The organism is Fuerstiella sp. (genome assembly GCA_022447225.1).
In the GTDB taxonomy this organism is placed as follows: Bacteria; Planctomycetota; Planctomycetia; order Planctomycetales; family Planctomycetaceae; genus S139-18.
Window position 1 is genome coordinate 20,573 of record JAKVAZ010000015.1, and the last position, 19,196, is coordinate 39,768.

18 protein-coding genes are annotated in these 19,196 nt (G+C 53.3%); 4 read left to right on the plus strand and 14 right to left on the minus strand.

The features are described 5' to 3' along the window. Window positions 1-148 precede the first annotated feature (148 nt). The 14 genes from MK110_16650 to MK110_16715 all read right to left on the minus strand — a co-directional run bounded on the left by MK110_16650 (window position 149) and on the right by MK110_16715 (window position 11,581). Window positions 149-463, minus strand: coding sequence for a hypothetical protein (locus MK110_16650; GenBank protein ID MCH2212934.1), 315 nt, complete (start codon window positions 461-463; stop codon window positions 149-151). A 105-nt stretch (window positions 464-568) separates the two neighbouring features. Continuing rightward, entirely contained in the window at window positions 569-1,498 is a 930-nt protein-coding gene (locus tag MK110_16655; protein ID MCH2212935.1) for a lactate/malate dehydrogenase family protein, read from the minus strand. Window positions 1,499-1,571: 73 nt separating this feature from the next. Further along, complete coding sequence (locus MK110_16660) at window positions 1,572-2,468, minus strand: class II aldolase/adducin family protein (protein MCH2212936.1); 897 nt, start codon at window positions 2,466-2,468, stop codon at window positions 1,572-1,574. A 91-nt stretch (window positions 2,469-2,559) separates the two neighbouring features. Beyond that, window positions 2,560-2,847 (minus strand): carbon dioxide concentrating mechanism protein CcmL, encoded by a 288-nt coding sequence (locus MK110_16665; GenBank protein ID MCH2212937.1) that lies wholly within the window; start codon window positions 2,845-2,847, stop codon window positions 2,560-2,562. Continuing rightward, window positions 2,844-3,494: a hypothetical protein gene (locus tag MK110_16670; GenBank protein MCH2212938.1), complete on the minus strand. Its 651-nt coding sequence runs from the start codon at window positions 3,492-3,494 to the stop codon at window positions 2,844-2,846. The genes MK110_16665 and MK110_16670 overlap by 4 nt, the downstream gene beginning before the upstream one ends. Before the next feature lie 47 nt (window positions 3,495-3,541). After that, on the minus strand, window positions 3,542-3,799 hold the full coding sequence (locus MK110_16675; GenBank protein ID MCH2212939.1) for a EutN/CcmL family microcompartment protein: 258 nt from the start codon (window positions 3,797-3,799) through the stop codon (window positions 3,542-3,544). Between the two features lie 395 nt (window positions 3,800-4,194). Then, the gene (locus MK110_16680) at window positions 4,195-5,634 is read right to left on the minus strand and encodes an aldehyde dehydrogenase EutE (protein MCH2212940.1); all 1,440 of its coding nucleotides are present in this window, start codon (window positions 5,632-5,634) and stop codon (window positions 4,195-4,197) included. A 6-nt stretch (window positions 5,635-5,640) separates the two neighbouring features. Next, window positions 5,641-5,955 carry a EutN/CcmL family microcompartment protein gene (locus MK110_16685; protein ID MCH2212941.1) on the minus strand — a complete coding sequence of 105 codons (315 nt, stop codon included), beginning with the start codon at window positions 5,953-5,955 and terminating at the stop codon, window positions 5,641-5,643. Between the two features lie 66 nt (window positions 5,956-6,021). Then, window positions 6,022-7,209, minus strand: a complete 1,188-nt coding sequence (locus MK110_16690) for an acetate/propionate family kinase (protein MCH2212942.1) — start codon at window positions 7,207-7,209, stop codon at window positions 6,022-6,024. 114 nt (window positions 7,210-7,323) lie between these two features. After that, complete coding sequence (locus MK110_16695; protein ID MCH2212943.1) at window positions 7,324-7,590, minus strand: BMC domain-containing protein; 267 nt, start codon at window positions 7,588-7,590, stop codon at window positions 7,324-7,326. Window positions 7,591-7,684: 94 nt separating this feature from the next. Then, window positions 7,685-7,981: a BMC domain-containing protein gene (locus tag MK110_16700; protein MCH2212944.1), complete on the minus strand. Its 297-nt coding sequence runs from the start codon at window positions 7,979-7,981 to the stop codon at window positions 7,685-7,687. 106 nt (window positions 7,982-8,087) lie between these two features. Then, on the minus strand, window positions 8,088-8,870 hold the full coding sequence (gene pduL, locus MK110_16705) for a phosphate propanoyltransferase (protein MCH2212945.1): 783 nt from the start codon (window positions 8,868-8,870) through the stop codon (window positions 8,088-8,090). Between the two features lie 109 nt (window positions 8,871-8,979). After that, window positions 8,980-9,753, minus strand: coding sequence for a DeoR/GlpR family DNA-binding transcription regulator (locus tag MK110_16710; protein MCH2212946.1), 774 nt, complete (start codon window positions 9,751-9,753; stop codon window positions 8,980-8,982). Between the two features lie 898 nt (window positions 9,754-10,651). After that, window positions 10,652-11,581 carry a hypothetical protein gene (locus MK110_16715; GenBank protein ID MCH2212947.1) on the minus strand — a complete coding sequence of 310 codons (930 nt, stop codon included), beginning with the start codon at window positions 11,579-11,581 and terminating at the stop codon, window positions 10,652-10,654. 382 nt (window positions 11,582-11,963) lie between these two features. On the opposite strand from MK110_16715, the gene MK110_16720 reads away from it, so the two are divergent. The 4 genes from MK110_16720 (at window position 11,964) to MK110_16735 (ending at window position 18,214) form a co-directional block, all read left to right on the plus strand. Further along, the gene (locus MK110_16720) at window positions 11,964-14,837 is read left to right on the plus strand and encodes an MMPL family transporter (protein MCH2212948.1); all 2,874 of its coding nucleotides are present in this window, start codon (window positions 11,964-11,966) and stop codon (window positions 14,835-14,837) included. Window positions 14,838-15,182: 345 nt separating this feature from the next. Next, on the plus strand, window positions 15,183-15,533 hold the full coding sequence (locus MK110_16725) for a co-chaperone GroES (protein MCH2212949.1): 351 nt from the start codon (window positions 15,183-15,185) through the stop codon (window positions 15,531-15,533). Between the two features lie 69 nt (window positions 15,534-15,602). Beyond that, window positions 15,603-15,920, plus strand: a complete 318-nt coding sequence (locus MK110_16730; GenBank protein ID MCH2212950.1) for a DUF962 domain-containing protein — start codon at window positions 15,603-15,605, stop codon at window positions 15,918-15,920. A 344-nt stretch (window positions 15,921-16,264) separates the two neighbouring features. Further along, entirely contained in the window at window positions 16,265-18,214 is a 1,950-nt protein-coding gene (locus MK110_16735; GenBank protein ID MCH2212951.1) for a TolC family protein, read from the plus strand. Window positions 18,215-19,196 lie beyond the last annotated feature (982 nt).

Here is a 19,196-nt window from a genome sequence, read left to right on the forward strand (position 1 = left end):
ACGCCGAACGGCCGTACGTTCGGCGTCATATTCGTTTTCGCCCACGTTTCATCGATGAAAACCACCCGATCCGAATCGATCTTCTGTTGGCCGTGTTTCCAGTCTGAGCGCTTTGCTGAAACGTCCTCACGTTTCTGTTCGGCGGCGATTAACGTCTTTTTATTCGAGTGAGTTTCAACGCCCGGCAGGCGGTGCACAACGTTTGTTGGGATGCATCGACGTTCAAGTCATCCTTCAATGCCACACGAAGTTCCCGCAAATAGATGTCCGGTTGTTTGGCCACCTTGTCCCGAAGCCAGCTACTCCATGCGACCCACATGCGAGTCCGATCACGCGTTGTTTTCGGAGCCGTCTTACCCGTCTCGCGACGCTGCTGTTTGATGCGGCGAACCCACGACTCTGATACGTTGAATCGAGTAGCAACTTCCCGCGTTCCGCCTCCGGCATCGCAGGCCGAAACCACTTCACGCCGAAGTTCTTTCGAACGAATACATCATGAACACCGCCCTGAAAGGTGCCCAGGTTACTCAATTGCCGGTAATGGCGCTACTGTAAAAAAGCATTCGCTCTAGTCGTTCATCACAGTGTTAATGGTCTTTCGCAGAACGCTGCCGCTGTTGACCAAAGCGGTGCGTTCCCTGGACCACAATTCCACTTCAATATGGCTAAGAACACCACCCCGCCCCACCACGGTCGGGACTGACAAACAGACATCACGCAGACCGTAAGCTCCGTTCTGCAGACTGCTGACCGGCAGGATACGACGGTCATCCAGCGCGATACTGTGAACCACATCGGCTATCGAGACTCCCACAGCAAATCCGGCCCCACCCTTTTTGCGGATCACTTCTGCTCCACTGCCCCGGGTTTTGGTTTCAACCTCCGAAATCACTGACTGTGTCACTCCGGGATATTTTTCCAGTGGAAGGTTAGCAATCTGTGCCTGCGACCAGACAGGTACCATGCTGTCACCGTGCTCTCCCAAAATTGTCACATTGACCTGAGTCGATGGAACACCAAGTCGCTGCGCCAGCATGCTGCGCAGACGCGTCGTATCCAGCACTGTACCAAGACCAATAACCTGCCCGGCAGGCAGTGACAGGGCCTGGACAGCGAGATAGGTCAGCACGTCCACCGGATTGGACACCACGAACACGATCGCATCGTTTCGCAGTCCATGCTTCTTAACGTCTTCCAGAATCGTACGAAACAACGCGACATTACGATTGATCAGATCCAGACGACTTTCATCGGGTTTGCGGCGGAGACCCGCTGTGATCACTACCACATCACTGTCTGCAACCTGCTCTGTACCTCCGGCAGTGATCGTCTGCGGAGCCGTGAGAGACGAACCATGAAGTAAATCCAGCGCCTGACCTTCGCACAGTTCCTGGTTAACATCGACCAGTGCGATTTCCCTGACAATGCCGCCGGCCTGAAGAGAAAAACCGGCACAGGAGCCAACCAGTCCACCGCCGCCAATGATCGAGACTTTCATATTGCTACTGACTTTCTGTTAAGAAAACACGCGGATTTGTGTCCGGACAGAATCTAACTCAGCGTTGGGGGTATCAATCACCGGCCGAGGTGCCCAGCGAAGCAACGACCTGGTCCGTAATCATCCGGACAAGATCATCGTTGACTGCCGCCGGTTGTGGTTCGCAGCTGCTGCCGCAGGGCTCATGCAGATAGCCCGGATAGTCGGGGGCTTTGGGAAAGGCTCGCTGGACAGGAACCTGTTCATGGTAGCCTTCCCGAAACGAACTGTTACCACACAGGTCACAGTCTTCGTTGTGAAAGCGAGGATCGTCGAAGCCCAGTTGTCCCTTCAGGTCCAGAAGTTCCCGGTTTTTCTGTTCCGGCAGATACTTCACCTGCCCCAACGGTCGAGCCAGCAGCAGTATGCGGCAATACGCATCGAGGATCTCCGTCTTCCACCATGCTTCCCGCAGGTCTTTGCCGAAACTGACTGTACCATGGTTCCTGAGAATAATCGTGTTGCTTGATTCGAGAAACGGCGTCACGGTCTCCGCAAACTGCTGATTGCCAGGCGTTTCGTAGGGGGCCATGGGGATCTCTCCCATAAAAATTTCAACCTCCGGCAGAATACACTGAGGAATAGGTTCGCCCACGATCGCAAATGCGGTTGCATGGGGCGGATGGCAGTGGACAACCGCCTTTACATCCGGGCGTTTCTTCATAATTTCCAGATGCAGCAGGACTTCACTGGTTCGCTTTCGCTTTCCGGCGATCTGCGTGCCCTCCATGTCCACAGCACAGATGTCTTCGGGTTTCATGTCACCTTTACAAATCATGGTGGGACTACACAGGACTTCATTGTCGGAGACACGAATGCTGATGTTGCCGTCGTTTGCGGCCGCGAAGCCTTTGCTGTAAACGCGACGACCGATCTCACAGATTTCTTCCCTGAGTGCTCGATTGTGAATTCCACTATTCCAGTTCGCCATCAGTATGTCCTGTCATTTCCAGTGAGTGTTCCTATGATCGGAAACAGACTGCGGGATCGGTAAAACGCCCCCTGAACCTCTGTATCCGTTTTCAACGTTGCTCGACATTGATCGTGTCGAGGATTGCCGCGTTGTAGGCGTCGATTGGTTTTGTATCCGGATGAAACGGAGCTGCTGCTTCAGCACTCTCACTGACCGCCAGCAGGCTGCCGTCCCCGGCATTCATTTCGTCAAAGATCACGATTGGCTCCGTTCTTCCCGATTCATCTCCCAACAATCCGTCATACATCAGCGGCACCGCCAGCTTCCAGACAGCGGATGTCAGTGAAGGGTGGCAACGGGCAAGCGTCACGGTGCCGATCGCTTCCATAATTCTCATACCAGCTCCTTCCAGCTCGTCGGCAGCGCTGTGTCTCGATGACTCAACTGTTTCAACATTCGTGACAATTCTGTAAAGGACCATCCCGAAACAGACAGGCAGACTGTGTCTGGATTCATTTCACCGAGTAAATCAGAAAAGTTTGTTTGAGAGTTCACCACCGCAACCCGTCGCCGACTGTTACGATTAACCAGACAGGCAACCACTGACGGCTGCGAAGAACAGCAGACCACGGAACGATCGGGGCACCCCTGAGCGATCTGTTCCGCCGCATCGAAATTGCAGGCAGCGGACATCACCGCCCACCCGGCAGACGTTGCGGAGGCAGAAACGCTGTCCGGCTCACCAACGACGAATACGACTCCGCCGCTCGACGTGTCGGAAGCCGGCGACGCGTGCAAAACGTGAATGCGACGCCGCTGGATATAGTCTCTCCCGGAAGGCGTAATGACCGCCCCCACAGGAATCGAAATTGCCCCGCCCTCAGACACCTGACCGGCAAGAACCTGTTCGGTGATGACGCGTTGTGCCAGTTCAACCGGACCGGCAGCTGACGGCATCAATTCAGACGAAGACATCTGCGGAAGGCTGAGTTGCCGCATGACATTTCGAACGACTTCGTCGACGAGTTGGCTGTTGATGGTCATTTCGAATAATTCAGGTAACAAAAGAACATTACACAGGAAGATTCGGATCAGGCATCCATGATGCCCTGAACGGCAAAACGCACAGGACAGTCATTCTGTCCGACCAGCTCCCGCACCACATTGCCGTCACTGGTGAAAAACACAAGGTCACCACAACGGGCTCCCAGATTGTCAATTGCCAGCGCCGGAAATCCGTCTGGGCTCTCATGGATGTCAAGCGGCAGCACGACCAGCAGCCGCCACCCGTCCAAAGAGGGATGTCGCACCGTAGCGTGAGTTGTTCCAATAACGCGGGCAGCCTGCATGATTCAAAAATCGAGTACGTAGAAAAACAGCAACATCCATGCGTCACAGGCTGGATTCAGCCATTGTGTTTTCTTTAACCGTCGGATAAGCCGGAAAAACACAACCGAACCCACCTGCGAATCCGGTTTGTCCCAAAACGTACAGACACATTTCGGTCTGTGACTTTTCTGTTTTCAACACATCCGGCATCGGCCTTACCTTTGATCAGGTGAACTCATGACACTCACCGCCAAGTGCACCGACCGGTACACAAACCCTTATTCAACATATTTCCATTACCGTTAACGCCGGTCCTGCAAAAACAAAACTCATTGTCAATGTCGACACAACCTGGTCTGTCATCGCGTCCGCATACGAGTGAAACACAATCAATGCGTAAGGAAACGCGATGTGATCAAATGATTCGGAGTCCGTCAGCCATTGCACACCGTCGCTGACGAGTGAATGTCATGGGATTGGTAACGCCTTCACCGGTGGGAGTCGCAATACTGAATGACGGATAACCTTCGCCTCCAATTCCAAGCCCCGCTGTACACGGGCCATTTTTCACATACAGGGTTGTGTTCATGATCCGCCCCATCTTTGTGATCGTCTTCACGTTGTTGGAATGGATGATGGCAGTGTGACCAAAACCATGTTCATATTTTTGTGCCATGGCAATTGCCGTATCCACATCGTTCACGCGAACAAAAGGCACGAACGGCATCATTTGCTCGACAGGCACAAAGGGGTTGTGTTCATCTGTTTCCCCATACAGGATTCCTGTCTCCGCAGGCACCGTCACTCCAATCTGCCCCGCCAGCCACGAAGGATCCCGACCGATAAAATCACGATTAAGCAGAGGATGCCCGTCCGGTTCCTTTGGGGGTGCAAACGCAAGTGATGTCAGTTGAGCAATCTGCTGCGCATTTAACTGGTAACCACCCTGACGGCCAACGGAAGTCATCAACTGTTCAAAAATGCCGGCGACCGCAAACACTTCTTTTTCAGCAATGCACAGCAGGTTATTGTCAAAAGCAGCTCCCGTAACAATCGACCGTGCGGCATTGTCCAGGTCGGCAGTTTCATCGACCACGACAGGGGGGTTGCCTGGTCCGGCCACGATCGCTCGTTTTGGACTCCGGAGCGCTGCACGTGCAACCGCGGGTCCACCGGTCACCACAGCGACTCGAACTCCACGATGATCAAAAATCGCCTGAGCTGACTCCACAGTCGGGGTACGGATGATCGTAATCAGGTTCTGCAGACCCGTCGCCTCGTGGATTGCCTGGTTAAAACGACGTACTCCTTCAGACGCAATTCCTGCTCCCGAAGGATGTGGATTCACAACCAGCGTGTTTCCGGCTGCCACCATATTAACAAAGTTGCCGGCGATGGTGGGAAGTGAATGCGTCACCGGAGTGATGGCACCGATCACACCAAACGGAGCATATTCAGTCACGGTCAGACCGTGATCACCACTCACAGCATCTGATCGCAGAAATTCAACTCCGGGGATACTGCGGACCAGTTTGAGTTTGGCGACTTTATGATCAAGTCGACCGATTTTCGTTTCTTCCATTTCCAGCCGACCCAACTCATCGGCCTGTTCTTCACAGATACGCTTGACGATGTCGATCGCAATACGACGCGTATCAACGGGAGCATCGCTGAGTTGTTCGAACGCGAACTGAGCTGCGGTCACGGCAGAGTCAACATCGTCGAAAACTCCGAAGTTGCCGGCGTTTACGCCGTTTTGCTGTGGTACGACGCTGCCATTCGCTCCACCCGTATGTGACAACTGGCTGAGCACTTCCTGGACCACCTGTCTAATGGCATGTTCTGTTGCTTGCATGACGACTTAAACCTCCCCGCCGGCAAAGATTTGGGTATCTTTCACAGTTACGGTATCGACGATACCTACGATTGCTGCATCAATGGGCAACGTCTTCGTTTGTGGAGTGAACCGGGCGCTGCTGCCCTGAACACACAACACGACTTCGCCTTCGCCGGCACCCACGATGTCCACCACAATAAAGGACCGACCGGTCGGCTGCAGATCACTCTGGTCTTTTTCATTCACACGCAATGGTTCCACGATCAGCAGTTTGCTGCCGACCAGCTCGTCAACTTTTTGAGTCGACACAATGCTGCCCGTGATTCTGCCAAGAAACATGATCGTCGTTCCTGTTCTCGTGAATACTCATGCAGCCCCCGATAAAACAGGCCGCTCGTTACATTCTCATCCGATAGCAGCCGCCGTCTGCCGAGCCACTACCAGCTCTTCATTTGTGGGAATAATCCACACTTCAATTCCGCTGTGATCCGTACTGATTTTTGTCTCTGTATCGCGTTTGACCGCTGAGTTTCGTTCCGTATCCAGATTCAGACCTGTCCATCCCATCCCCTCACAGACGGACCGACGGATTCGTTCGCTGTTTTCGCCGATTCCGCCGGTGAAGACGATCGCGTCCGCACCTCGCAAAACGGCAAGGTAGGAGCCAATGTGACTACGAATCGAGGCTTCAAAGAGTCGCAGGGCTTTCTCAGCCCGATCGTGTCCGGTTGCGGCGGCCTGTTCCAGATCACGACAATCACCACTCAGCCCGCTCACTCCCAGCAAACCACCGTTGGATGACATCTCTGTCAAAACCTGTTCCAGTGTCATCCCTGTGGCCTGCATGATGGCGGGAATCGCGTAAGGATCGAATTCACCAACACGGTTGTTACTGGGGAGCCCCCCCTGAGGACTCATTCCCATCGATGTGGCTGCGCTTTGACCGTTGCGAATCGCGCACACGGATGCACTGCCACCCAGATGGCAGCTGATGATTCTCAGATCATCCCGTCCCAGAAGCTCTGCTGTACGTCCGGCAATGAAGCGATGACTTGCGCCGTGATATCCCCATCGGCGAATTTCCAGTGAATTGTACCATTCGAACGGAACTGCATATGCCCGATATTCGAAGTCAATTGTCTCGTGAAAACCCGTCTCCAGCGCAGCAACCAACGGGATGTCAGGAAAAGCCGCTCGCAACTGACGCATGGCTTTGACATACGGCGGATTATGAGCCGGGGCAATAACCGAACATGCTTCCATTTTCAGGAGCAACTCTTCATCCACGATCCGCACACCGCTCATACTTCCCGCAAAAACGGCTTTGAATCCGATGCCGCAGACGTCGTTAATTGTGTCCAGACAACCGTGCTCCGGATCTGTCAACTGCTGCAGACACAACTGCACAGCTTCGGCGTGATCGCGAACCTGCTGCTGTGTTTCCATTGTGTGATGGCCAGCCGCAGCAAAGCAATGACTTTCGGTACCTCCGATGCGATCGATTCCGCCGCGCGCAAGCTGAGTTTCGTCCGACAGGTCAAACAGGCGGTACTTGAAACTTGTGGAACCCAGATTGGCAACAAGAATCTTCATTGAAACCACAACACACAGAAGGTCCGTAGATCGGACAGTTCGCTTATGGCCGGATCTGACAACAGGACGCAGATCGCCGAAACAGTTATCCGAATGAGCAGAGACGAATAACAATCAGACGAAGTGCTCCAACACTGTCGGTTCCGGGCGGGGAATCAGATGAGCGCTGATCAGTTCGCCGGATTGCGATGCTGCAGCCGCACCTGCATCCACAGCGGCACGCACTGACCCCACGTCACCACGAATGACAGTGGTCACAAAGGCTCCCCCAATCTGAACCTGTTTTACGAGACTGACATTGGCAGCTTTAAGCATGGCATCGGAGGCCTGAACCTGGCAGACCAGACCCTTGGTTTCAATCAGACCGATTGCTTCTGACATTTTTCTGTTCCCGTTCGAAAATAAAAAAGGACTGAACTTTCTGGAACCCTGTTAGTCGCGGATGAAATCTCAACGTCCAACGATCTGGAAAAACTCACTTGCCTGACCGCGTACGCCGCGGAATAACGCTGCTGAGCTCTTCATGCGGACGAGGAATCACCTCCACGCTGACGACTTCGCCTATTTTGGATGCAGCCTGAGCACCCGCATCAACCGCCGCCTTCACAGCGCCGACATCACCCACGACAAATGCGGTCACCAGACCACTGCCGACTTTGTCCCAGCCGATCATTTCCACATTGGCTGCCTTCAGCATCGTGTCGACAGCTTCCAGCAGGCAAACGAAACCCTTGGTTTCGATCATCCCCAACGCTTCCATCGGTTTCGCCATGTCAATTGTTCTCCGGCATCGGTCACTGGTGTCCTGCCAGCACGTCTGCAATTACGTATGGCGGCTTTCCGTTGCCACCGTGAATTCAAATAGTGTATTTTTTATGTTAACTGTGACAGGCACACAGAGCCGGTTTAACCAATTCCACATGCGTTGCATGATCCAGATTAATCGCGTTGCCTTCGTCCGTGTCCAGATGCACTTCAAGCTTAATGTCGTCTCCGGCACGGACCACCATATCTTCCAGAATTGTCGTACAGCCGGGCGCTTCGACACGCAGATGAACGAGGTCTCTGTCAGCGACGTCATAGTAGGCCAGGTCCGCGGGCCCCATGTGCACGTGACGCATTGCACGAATCACACCGTGTTGCAGTTCCACGACACCATGCGGCCCCACCAGAACACAGCCAGGCGTCCCCTGAACATTGCCGCTGATGCGAACCGGCAAATTGATGCCAAGAGAAATTCCGTCGGTAAATGCCAACTCCACCTGTGATTCATCCCGACAGGGACCAAGGACCCGAACGTTGGGAATCATTCGGCGGCGAGGACCGACTACCGCTACCGTTTCCTTTGCCGCAAAATATCCGTCCTGGTAAAGATCCTTCTCCGGGGTCAGTGACGCCCCGGCACCAAACAGAGTCTCCACATCCGGTTGTGTGAGGTGAACATGTCGAGCGGAAATGTTGACGACAAGCGGGTTACGATCCACTTTTCCGGCAGTGTTATCCTGGGCAGTATCATCCGCACCGGATTTCGAGCCGGTCGTATCTCTCAGCACCGGAATGCCGACGGATGCCCCTGGCCGGATGGTGTTTGTCCGCTGTGTCAAAACGTCCCGAACGACGCGTTCGATGTCGCTTCGACTGATCGATGAAGTGGAAATCACAGAATGTCCCGGAACTTACTGGAGGACACATCCGTGTGACCAATGATTGTATTGCCCTCAGTGGCAATAATTATCTCTGTTAATATGTCTTCAGTTGTCCGAAGCCCGATCAACACACAGGCTGCTCAGCACCTTCAGCCAAACTCAACGTAATCCCCTTGTCCCGCAGCATCTGCTGCCATTCCTGCCCCAAACTGGCGTTTGATACAATCTCGTCAATTTCACTCAGGGGACAAAGGTGAGAGAGTGCTCTCTGGCCAAACTTGGTGTGGTCAGCGACGAGCGTGACATGTTCGGCAGCACGGATCATCTGTCGTTCGGTATCGACCAGCAGAGCGTTGCTGTTGAATAGTCCTTCCGAAGTCACCCCACCTGCGCTCATCACCAGTTGCGAAACGTATATATTCCGCAAAGCTTCAACCGCCTGATCGCCCAAAGCGACACCAGTTTTCGGATAAACGTAACCACCAATAAAAATCAACTCGATCCGTTCCTGATTCATCATCAGCGAGGCAATAGGCAACGAATTCGTCACAACCTGCAAAACTTTACCGGTTAAATGTCGAGCAACTTCCAGAGTGGTCGAACCACCATCCAGAAGCACCGTATCTCCCGAAGAAATCAAACCCGCCATATGACGGGCAATTGCCTGTTTCTCGACCGAAGCACGACTCTCCCGAACGGAAAGATCCGTCAGTGACTCACCGGAATAGGCAGCACCGCCACGTGTGCGATGAATCTGTCCCTGTGCGTCAAGGTACTCCAGGTCACGCCTGACAGTCGACTCGCTGGCCTGGACGGCTGCGGCCAGTTGTTGAAGGGACACAAACCCCATTCGCTCGGTAAGGCCCAATATTTTTGATCGCCTTTGATCAACAAACATCAAAAACTTTCAACGAACGGCTAGAAACAACAGCCCATAATGACGTTCCATGATTGATTTTGCAATAATCTGAAACAAACATTTCCAAAATAAGCCAACCGTGGCTGTCGGAACACGCCTTCAGATGGGCAACACCGTCACTGTGCGATCAGAATCAATCAAGTTCAGCAAAAGTTGGGAACGAGGCCCCGTTCAAGCCATCACGGATAACAATCACGCTGCAAGGTCGACGGTCCCTGTTCCTTAAGTGAGAAGCGGTGACGCTGTTTTGTCTATCTCAGTTTCGTCAGTCCGCTCGACTTCACATCACGAACGATCTCTGTGCCGGCTCAATGGTATCGGTTCGGACCGCCCGTAAACCGTATCGATTTCTGCACGGCCGGACTCAATGTGCAGCAGAACAGGACACCCTGCCGGGCTATTTGCTACGGTTCAAAATTGCCGACTGCATGAGTCGGAGGAGTTTTAAAGGATATTCCCTGTTGCTCACAAAATTTTGAATTTGGCACACAACCTGCGTAAACAAAATCCGATGTCGTGACGGCAAGCAATGGCCCGCCTTGCTGTTCCGGCCTTGCATCGGAGCGTCCCTGGGAAACCGGGGACGCTCTTTTTGCTTTATTCCACTTTTGACCCGTTGGTCGCGGTTACCGACCCGTTAAATACATCGCCTTTTTAGGGTCCGCCGCTGTGTGTTGCGTCAGATCACACTTTACCGGGCGATTTGCGACACATGAAAACTGTCGACCGCGAGGCACGGGCGATTTTTGAAGGAAATCCGCTGTTGCTCAAGGAGGCATTTAACCTGACACGCAAACTACGACCAGCGACAGAACGCCCCTGTTCAATTGGGGGACGCGGCTGATTTGTTCTTGTACTTAGGGATCATTCCCCTTGATTATTCCTGGCGGAGACCCACTGCCGACTCTTTTCGATTGCTGCCAAAAACAAGAACCAGTTCCTGCTCCTCTCGCAGCCTTCTGGATTTAATCCTGATCGTATCCTGCACCGGTCGCCCATCCACGTAACGAACCCGGGCTCCCGGAACTTTGATTGCCAGTTGCAGCTTTCGACCGGACACATCCACAATGGTTCTTTTGGTGACAACTTCGGGCTCTGCCCCACCGGTGACGCGTGAAGCAGTAAAATATTGCCGGTCGAACGGCAAACGTTGACGGTGACCGTCTGTTCCTTTCACTGTTCCCGACAGATCGGAGAGCCGATAACGTTTGGTCCCGTCCGGCAGCCGTATCTCGATAATGATTTGATACTGCTCACCAGTTTCCGGATTTGCCGGATCTGTCCAGGCGGTAAAACTCCCCCTGGTCACAGCCAGTCCTCCTTCGGGAATTCGAAAAAAGGGACTCTCTCCCTGATTCCCGGATTCCGCTTCGCTATTTCCAATCGACGCAAGCTTTGCATCAGCCACCACTGAATCCAACTGGCCTCGCTCGGTCACAGAAAGACTGCTGGCAAGTTGTTGCAGACTTTTGATTGTCTGATCGACTTCCGGACCAGGGGCGGGAATGATCTGTAATGCCGGCAGGTCATCAAGTCGCAATTCATCACCCAGAGACGCCTGGATTGGAGGAATCGGTATTGGGGTCTGCCTGGCTGTGCCGGCCAGTCCCAGCCAGGCAAACACCGAGGCCGCAGTGGAATAGCCGATGACATGGATGGTGAGAGAAAGAAACCAGCCCATCCGGGCAATCGTCAGTAAGCGTCTGTGACCGGTTGCTACGTAGCATGAACCGGTCTGGCCCGCCAGCTGCCCCTCGGCAAGCGGATTTCCGGTATTGTCTGTCGTCGGGTTGTCGGTCTGCGACATCGCCACTAGGTGATCCATCGGGAGAGAGGGGCGACGGAAACAGGCTCATTGTCCTGTGCCCGCCCGGAGTTTAACGACCACGTATAATAATATGGCAACGATGAGAACACGCCGACGTTACTCATCGCATTTATCGTAACCACTGCAAATTAAGCGTTTTACATAATCGTATTAATTTGACGGTGCACAGCAGGGATTGGGGGTTCAGTGTCGCCACTACCCATGACGAAATCATCAAAGACGGATAGAATGCGGCTTCTTCCTGGAACTTCCGTAACTCATTGAACACTATCGGCAGTCCGCGAATTGGCGAATTGACTTACTTTTCACTCTGCACACAAGTAAACGGGACATGGAAGCCTCGGGGAAGAAACCATTTCTAATGCGACGCGATCCCTGGGGCCACGGAATGGCCGTATGGATCATTGCCTTGGTCGTACTGCTGCTGCCGCCCATCTACTGGTCGCTTGGCCAGATCAAAATGCATAACGATGTTGCCGGCTGGCTTCCGCGAGACGATCCTCAGGCCAGGATCCTTTCGTGGTATCGAAGCAGCTTTCCTACGGAAGACAGAATCCTGGTATCCTGGGACGACTGTTCCATCAGTGATCCCCGCCTGAAACTGGTGCAGGAAAAACTGGAAGGCCGGCTTTCAGAAGACGCTAGACTCGAAGGAGGGTCTCCCTTCATCTCGTCAGTTTCACTGCCGTCTGAACTTCTGCGTCGAATGCTGGACCGAAACATCCCGTTTGAGACCGCAATCGATCGCATCAACGGACTGCTGCTGGGGCCGGGTCCGCTGCGGATTAGACTAACCGATTCCGGTCGCGCCCGCGGGCAGGAACTACGATCCGAACTCCTCGCAGTCATCAAAGAACTGAATCACCCGCATGCTCGCCTGATTAATGCAGAACTGCCGCTACCATCAACTGACATTCCGCTCGACAACACGTCTGCCTGGAAACTGAATGACTTACTGACCAACTGGGTGAACGAACAGCCGAAATTCGATCTGGCTGCCACCTGGCCTCATATGCATGCAGATCGGGCGTCAGTGCAACAGATCATCGACGCGTTGAAGAATCTGAAAATTGGTGTCGACGGCAGTGAATCCGTTTATCCGCATTACGTCGAGGATGTATTTCTGATTCAGGGTTCACAGGCGGCACTCACGATCACTCTTTCAGAAACCGGAATGGCCGAACGCGAAGACACACTGGCTGTGATTCGTCAGGCCTGCATTGCATCGGGAGTCACAGAATCAAATCTCAGACTCGGCGGACGACCGGTCGTGGGTGCAGAGCTCAACCGGGCCGTGGGGCGTGCCGGATGGAACCGCAAGTATGAACTCTGGGATTTTCCGCGCCGTTCACCCGTATTGTTTTCCACACTAATCAGCATTCTGTTGTCACTCTGGATGCTGAGGAGTCTGCGTCTGGCGATTCTGGTGCAGGTTGCGGCAGTGCTGACAGTCCTGGCGTCGGTCGCCATTGTACCGGTCACCGGCGGCAGTATGAATATGGTACTGGTTGTGATGCCAACACTACTGGCCGTGCTGACCACCTCAGCTGCAATTCATCTGGCCAATTACTGGAAACATTCCTCTGCACGTGACGAGCAGGGCTCAGTGGTCGAAGCAGCCTCTATCGCGTGGCTGCCATGCATCCTAGCCAGCACGACAACGTCTATTGGACTCGGATCACTGTTCGTTAGCAATCTGATTCCGGTGAAGGACTTTGGTGTCTATTCTGCAGTCGGTTGCATCATTTCGTTCTTCATGGTGCTGTACCTGCTGCCGTCACTGATGCTGTACTGGAAGCAGTGCCCTCCTGACTTCGCAAAATTAAACACTCGTCACTGGCAGACGCTTGGTCAATGGCTTACTCGTGTTCGCTATCCAGTCGCTGCACTGTGCCTGATCGGGACTGCAGCGTGTGGGTACGGTTTGTACAAATTCCGCACCGAAACGAAAGTCATCCGTTACTTCCCGGAAAAATCACGACTGTACCAGGACTACGTTTTTCTGGAAGACAACCTTTCGGGCATCGTATCAGTCGACACAATTGTTCGCTTCAGTAAAGAGACTCAGGCTGCTCCCGGACGAAATAAAGATCCCGGCCGTATGACGTTTCTGGAACGTGCACGCACGGTGATGAAACTGCAGTCAGAGATCCGTAAACATCAGGAGATCAGTGGAACGCTGTCACTGGCTTCGTTTATGGATTTGCGAGAATCCTCAGAACTGAATTTTGGACAGCGACGTGCCCGACAACGGATCGAAAAAACGATCAAGGACAGACTGCGTGAAGAACTTGCAGAGGAAAGCACCACGACCAGGGCCATTGCATCACTGCTGGCCCTGCCCGAAGTTGAGACACCAGGGGAGATACCAAACGCACCGCCGTTGAATGCCGCGGGAGATGAGCTTTGGAGAATTTCTGCTCAGGCTGCCATTCTGTCAGACGTCGATTTGCAGGTATTGACTGCGGAGCTGGACGAAATTGCCCAACGCCATCTTGCTAACGTGGAAGTCAGACGCAAAGGCGGTGAAAAAATAAGAATTGAGGGCGTTGGTCATGTGGTGACCGGACTTATCCCCGTATTTCTACGGACACAGCAGGCCGTCCTGGAGAGTCTCATCAGCAGTTTTGGACTGGCCTTTGGATTGATTGCGATCGTAATGATGATTCTACTCCGCAGTGTCCGGGCAGGATTGATCACAATGCTGCCAAATCTGATGCCGGTGATCATGGTGTTTGGACTACTGTCCTGGGCCCGGCTCAGAGTCGACATTGGTACGATGATCACCGCATCCGTTGCTTTAGGGATTGCGGTCGACGGCACCCTGCACCTAATCACATGGTTTCAGGAACTTCTCAAACGCGGCAGGACAATTCCGGAGTCGGTATCAGGGGCACTGGAACACTGTGGTCCGGCGATGTGGCAGACCAGCACTGTCGTTGGTCTAGGTATGCTGGCCCTTCTGCCCGCAGAATTGTTGTTAATCAGTAGATTCGGCTGGATGCTCGCGGCTTTGATTTTTGCGGCACTGGTTGCCGATATTGTGTTTTTACCCGCCTTACTGGCTGGGCCTCTTGGAACTCTGATTCAGCGATCTGTCCTGAAACAGCAGGGAAAGGAACATTTATATTCGGTTTCCACAGTAGGTACCGTAAATAGTCAACCGGCAGCAGTAATAGGTCCTTCTGCTGAAGATGCTCGACCAGAGTTCAACCAATCCGTTGAACCATCATGACCATGACACAGCCACGATTTCCAACCAGGAGGTTCCGCGATTGCTAAATCGGCACCGCCGCTGCCGAATCCGGAACAACCAACGAACCAGACAACGGTTTCTCTGATTTGGTTTCAAACGTTCAGAATCAGAGGGAATCCTGTTTCTGTTCGCTCAACTTAGTGATACTGGCCCTTTCAATCAGTTAAACATTGCTGCATATCACTTTGCGAGTGCTGCGGTGAACACGTCTGCGTTACAATCTGCAGATGGTCAGGTGGGTAGCACCGACGTGACTGCCTGTTCTGCTGTCCCGGAAACCGGCAGATTTTGCATGAAGCATTGGTCTCAGCGGAAAAACGAATCGTGAGTGAATATGTTGAACCACTGGGTTTGAGAATCCTGATTAGGAAAGACGAATCCCGTCAGGAAACTCGTGGTGGCATTGTGTTACCCGATACATCGGAGATCCCCACGATTACCGGTCGTGTGGTTGAGATCAGTGTCCAGATTGATCGTGATGAAGACTTTCCGATTCGAAAATACGACAAGGTGTTGTTTCATCCTAAGAACGCCATTCCAGTCGATTTTGAAGCTGATAATCTGCTCTACGTAGTACCTGTCGAAGACGTTGTGGCAATTTTTCGTCGCCCGGTACGTGCCGTGGGTGAAGACCGATCACTTGAATCACTTTCGGATCCGGACGAAACCGAATAAACCGTCGCTCTCGTTTACCCGCAGTCCCAAGCTCCGACAGCAACACAGTCAACGCATCTAAAAACGAACATGATACGGCGATTTCTAAGGAATTATCTGCCTCGTCACACGAATCCCGTCAACAGGGCGCTGCATCTGGTGGGAGTACCACTGACGTTTGTGGGCACACCGGCAGCATTGATCGAAGGAGCTACCTGGTATTACGTACTCGGCTGCTTCACCAGCGGCTATCTGCTGCAGTTTGTCGGTCACGCAATTGAGGGAAATGATGCGGGTGAGGTCGTCTTTATCAAGAAGTCACTGGGGATGCGTTATAACGAGTATGCGCCCGGCAGACCCTCTTCAAGTCCATCGAAGACATCAACCGATAGCAACTCTGCCGGCTGACCCTAAGATTTGGATCCTACCGGTGACGTTGACCGCAACGCCTGGGCTGATCTTTCCGGTGAAGTCCATTCGGACGCCCGCAACACAGCTTGCGGCATTCCGTACAGGTGGTGTTGCTGTGACAGGGATGTCCTATGCTGATTCCACCGGATCTTTGTGTCCGTCAAACGTCAAAACGCTTCGTGTGTCAGAGCCGGCTGTCATCCGGTCGACCTATCCGAATTCAAGCTCGCCGGACATCTAACCAACCTGCCCCGCGACAACGTCTGGTTCTCGTCACACTTTGGTGTTTTGCAATTGTAGTAGCCCCTCTCATTTCCGGCTGCGCAACAGTTCGCAAACCATTGTCCGAACAGTCGTGGCCTGAAGACAGCACCCATCAGCAAGCATCGTACCGCGGATACGGCGCAAGAATTGAACACGTCTGTCTGGACAACGTCACCGCCGAAGCCGTGCAAACAACCATTGAACCCAGGAACCTACTTCGACGAGTGGAAGAAGAGATTCACACTCTGTCACTCAACGAAGCCGTTCGGACCGCGTTGTCTAATAACGAGATTGTGGAAACGGCAACACCGGGAGGAGTAGGCAGCTCCACTGTTCTCAACAGCCCACGTTTTGCGTCATCGGTCTATGATCCTGCAATCCAGGAGTCCGGAATTCTGTTCGGGGCAGGACTGGGACTGGAAGCCGCACTATCGCGATTTGACACTCAGTTTACAACATCAGCACTTTGGGGGCGCAGTTCCGCCAGTCTGATTCCCCGTGAGACCGGAGCTTTCACGTCTGCACTCAGCAAACAGTTTGCCACCGGTGGAACGGTAGCGCTCTCGCATAACTGGAACTATCTGGGAACTCCGGTCGGAACCCCGCTCACCTCTGCCTATGCCGGGAGCCTTGGTCTTTCTGTTCGTCAGCCGTTGCTCGCCGGAAGCGGAGTTGAGTTCACAAGAATTGCCGGTCCGCAGAATCCTGCTTTTGGAGCCATTACGGGTGTGGGCCAGGGGGTAGTCATTTCGCGAATCAATAACGACATATCGATCGCGAACTTTGAACTGGCTGTTCGCAACTCGATTCGGGATATTGAAAACGCGTACTGGGATTTGTATCTGGCCTACCGAACGTTCGACACCGCGGTCATTGCTCACCGCAGTGCCAGAAGGACCTGGCGGGAATCGAAGGACAAGAAAGATGTCGGGATCCTCAATCCTGCCGATGAGTTGCAGGCCAAGGATCGGTTGTACGAAACAAAGGCAGATGTTGAGCAGTCGCTGAGTAACATTTTTCGGGCAGAATCAGAACTGCGGCGGCTTATGGGACTTCCGGTCAACGACGGGCGTGTTCTAAGACCGTCAGACGAACCGGCCATCGCGGAATACATTCCTGACTGGGATTTCTCACTTCATCAGGGGTTGAGTCTTCGTACGGAACTTCGAGCCCAGAAATTCCGCATCAAAAGCCTGCAACTACAGCTCAAGGCAGCTCGAAGTCTTGTCAGGCCGACAGTGAACGCCGTCGGCAGTTACGATGTCAACGGTTTTGGTGACCGGCTACTCGACAACGGCATTATCGAACCGGTTACGGGACTGCCCATTCGCAGCGGCTATGGTTCCTTTGGAAGGGCGGGACTGGAAACATGGACAGCCGGAGTTGAAGTGACGATACCACTTGGCTATCGAAGCCAGAGAAGCCAAGTCCGGAACCTGGAACTGCAACTGGCCAAAGACACGGCGGTGCTGGCCGCTCAGGAACGAAATGTGTCACACGAGATTGCTATTGCAATTCAGGAAGTCACAGCAGCCTTCGCGACAGCTCAATCGCATCACAAACGTCTTCAGGCCGCACAGGAACGCGTTGAAAAACTCAGTTATACAGAACAGGTGGGAGCAGGCACTCTGGATCTGGTGCTCCGTGCTCAGGCCAGTGCTGCAGCAGCGGAAAGCGCATACTACCAACAGGTTGTTAACTACAATAAGGCACTGGTTAATCTGAATCTGGCTACCGGTTCTCTGCTGGAATACAATGGAATCTACCTTGCAGAAGGTCAGTGGTGTAACGACGCCCAGTGCGATGCTGCCATTCACGCGGCCGAACGAAGTCATGCCGCCCCCAATCCTCATCTGCACACCGAACCTTCCGAATTCATTTCGCCCGGACCGACAGGCACGATCGAACGTCGCCCACTTAACAAAAACAGCAACTCCGATTCGGAGGCACAGATGACTCCCCCACCCGAACTGCCACCGGCGTCCGAGTCCAGGAGTCACGGACAGTCTTCGTCAACTCATATCTGACCGAATACTGTGACCACCACCTCTTTGGTTGCATCAGCGTATTGGTTTTGATTCCAGGTTCAACGAAAACACCCCGGCAGGAAGACCCGCCGAGGTGAATCATTTCGATAATGAGACGTCTGCCGGCAACAGGCCTCGCATGAAACTCATTTAGTGGCATCCATCACAGTGGCTTTCGCAGCAGGACGGAGTGCCGCCACCATCACATGCCGATCGGCAAACCTGACATGTGACAGTTTTCTCAACCATGCGGCAAACCTGAACCTTTACTTCACGCTGTTCCGGCTTGCAGACAGTCACACAATACGTGCAGGGAACTTCTTCCTGAATCTCACGCGCAACCTGAACAGTACAGGTCCGTTCTTCCGGCTTGCAGACAGTCACGCAATACGTGTAAGGAACCTCTTCCTGAACCTCACGTGCAACCTTGACGGTGCACGTTCGCTGTTCCGGTTTGCAGACAGTCACGCAATATGTGTAAGGAACCTCTTCCTGAACCTCACGTGTAACGTTGACGGTGCAGGTTCGCTGTTCCGGTTTGCAGACAGTCACGCAATATGTGTAAGGAACCTCTTCCTGAACCTCACGTGTAACCTTAACAGTGCACGTTCGCTCTTCCTGGCTGTAAGTGGTCACAGTGTAAGTGCAAGGCTCTTCGATCATCCGGTTTTCATAACAAGTGTATTCCACCTCCGTCTGAACAATGTTGGGTACCCAGACTTTTTGAGTCCCGCAACAGGCAGTTGAAGCACATCCGTCACAGCCCGAAGAACCACAACTGCTGCAGCAGTCGCCACAGGACGGTGACTGACAACCGTCACAGGGCTGTTCTTCCCAGTGCCCCTGGTCCTGACAAACGGTCCGAGTCTTCTTTACAGGAACGGACTGACAGACAGTTCGAGTCCCCTGTCTTTCTTCATGATGAGGCACGCATACCGTATATGTTTTTTCAACATCTTCACACACCGTGCGGCAGACGGTC

What these genes read in the sequence shown, in the direction of transcription:
- MK110_16655 (MCH2212935.1), bottom strand. Translation starts at nt 1,498, where the DNA reads ATGAAAGTCTCGATCATTGGCGGCGGTGGACTGGTTGGCTCCTGTGCC.
- MK110_16660 (MCH2212936.1), bottom strand. Translation starts at nt 2,468, where the DNA reads ATGGCGAACTGGAATAGTGGAATTCACAATCGAGCACTCAGGGAAGAA.
- MK110_16665 (MCH2212937.1), bottom strand. Translation starts at nt 2,847, where the DNA reads ATGAGAATTATGGAAGCGATCGGCACCGTGACGCTTGCCCGTTGCCAC.
- MK110_16670 (MCH2212938.1), bottom strand. Translation starts at nt 3,494, where the DNA reads ATGACCATCAACAGCCAACTCGTCGACGAAGTCGTTCGAAATGTCATG.
- MK110_16675 (MCH2212939.1), bottom strand. Translation starts at nt 3,799, where the DNA reads ATGCAGGCTGCCCGCGTTATTGGAACAACTCACGCTACGGTGCGACAT.
- MK110_16680 (MCH2212940.1), bottom strand. Translation starts at nt 5,634, where the DNA reads ATGCAAGCAACAGAACATGCCATTAGACAGGTGGTCCAGGAAGTGCTC.
- MK110_16685 (MCH2212941.1), bottom strand. Translation starts at nt 5,955, where the DNA reads ATGTTTCTTGGCAGAATCACGGGCAGCATTGTGTCGACTCAAAAAGTT.
- MK110_16690 (MCH2212942.1), bottom strand. Translation starts at nt 7,209, where the DNA reads ATGAAGATTCTTGTTGCCAATCTGGGTTCCACAAGTTTCAAGTACCGC.
- MK110_16695 (MCH2212943.1), bottom strand. Translation starts at nt 7,590, where the DNA reads ATGTCAGAAGCAATCGGTCTGATTGAAACCAAGGGTCTGGTCTGCCAG.
- MK110_16700 (MCH2212944.1), bottom strand. Translation starts at nt 7,981, where the DNA reads ATGGCGAAACCGATGGAAGCGTTGGGGATGATCGAAACCAAGGGTTTC.
- MK110_16710 (MCH2212946.1), bottom strand. Translation starts at nt 9,753, where the DNA reads ATGTTTGTTGATCAAAGGCGATCAAAAATATTGGGCCTTACCGAGCGA.
- MK110_16715 (MCH2212947.1), bottom strand. Translation starts at nt 11,581, where the DNA reads ATGTCGCAGACCGACAACCCGACGACAGACAATACCGGAAATCCGCTT.
- MK110_16720 (MCH2212948.1), top strand. Translation starts at nt 11,964, where the DNA reads ATGCGACGCGATCCCTGGGGCCACGGAATGGCCGTATGGATCATTGCC.
- MK110_16730 (MCH2212950.1), top strand. Translation starts at nt 15,603, where the DNA reads ATGATACGGCGATTTCTAAGGAATTATCTGCCTCGTCACACGAATCCC.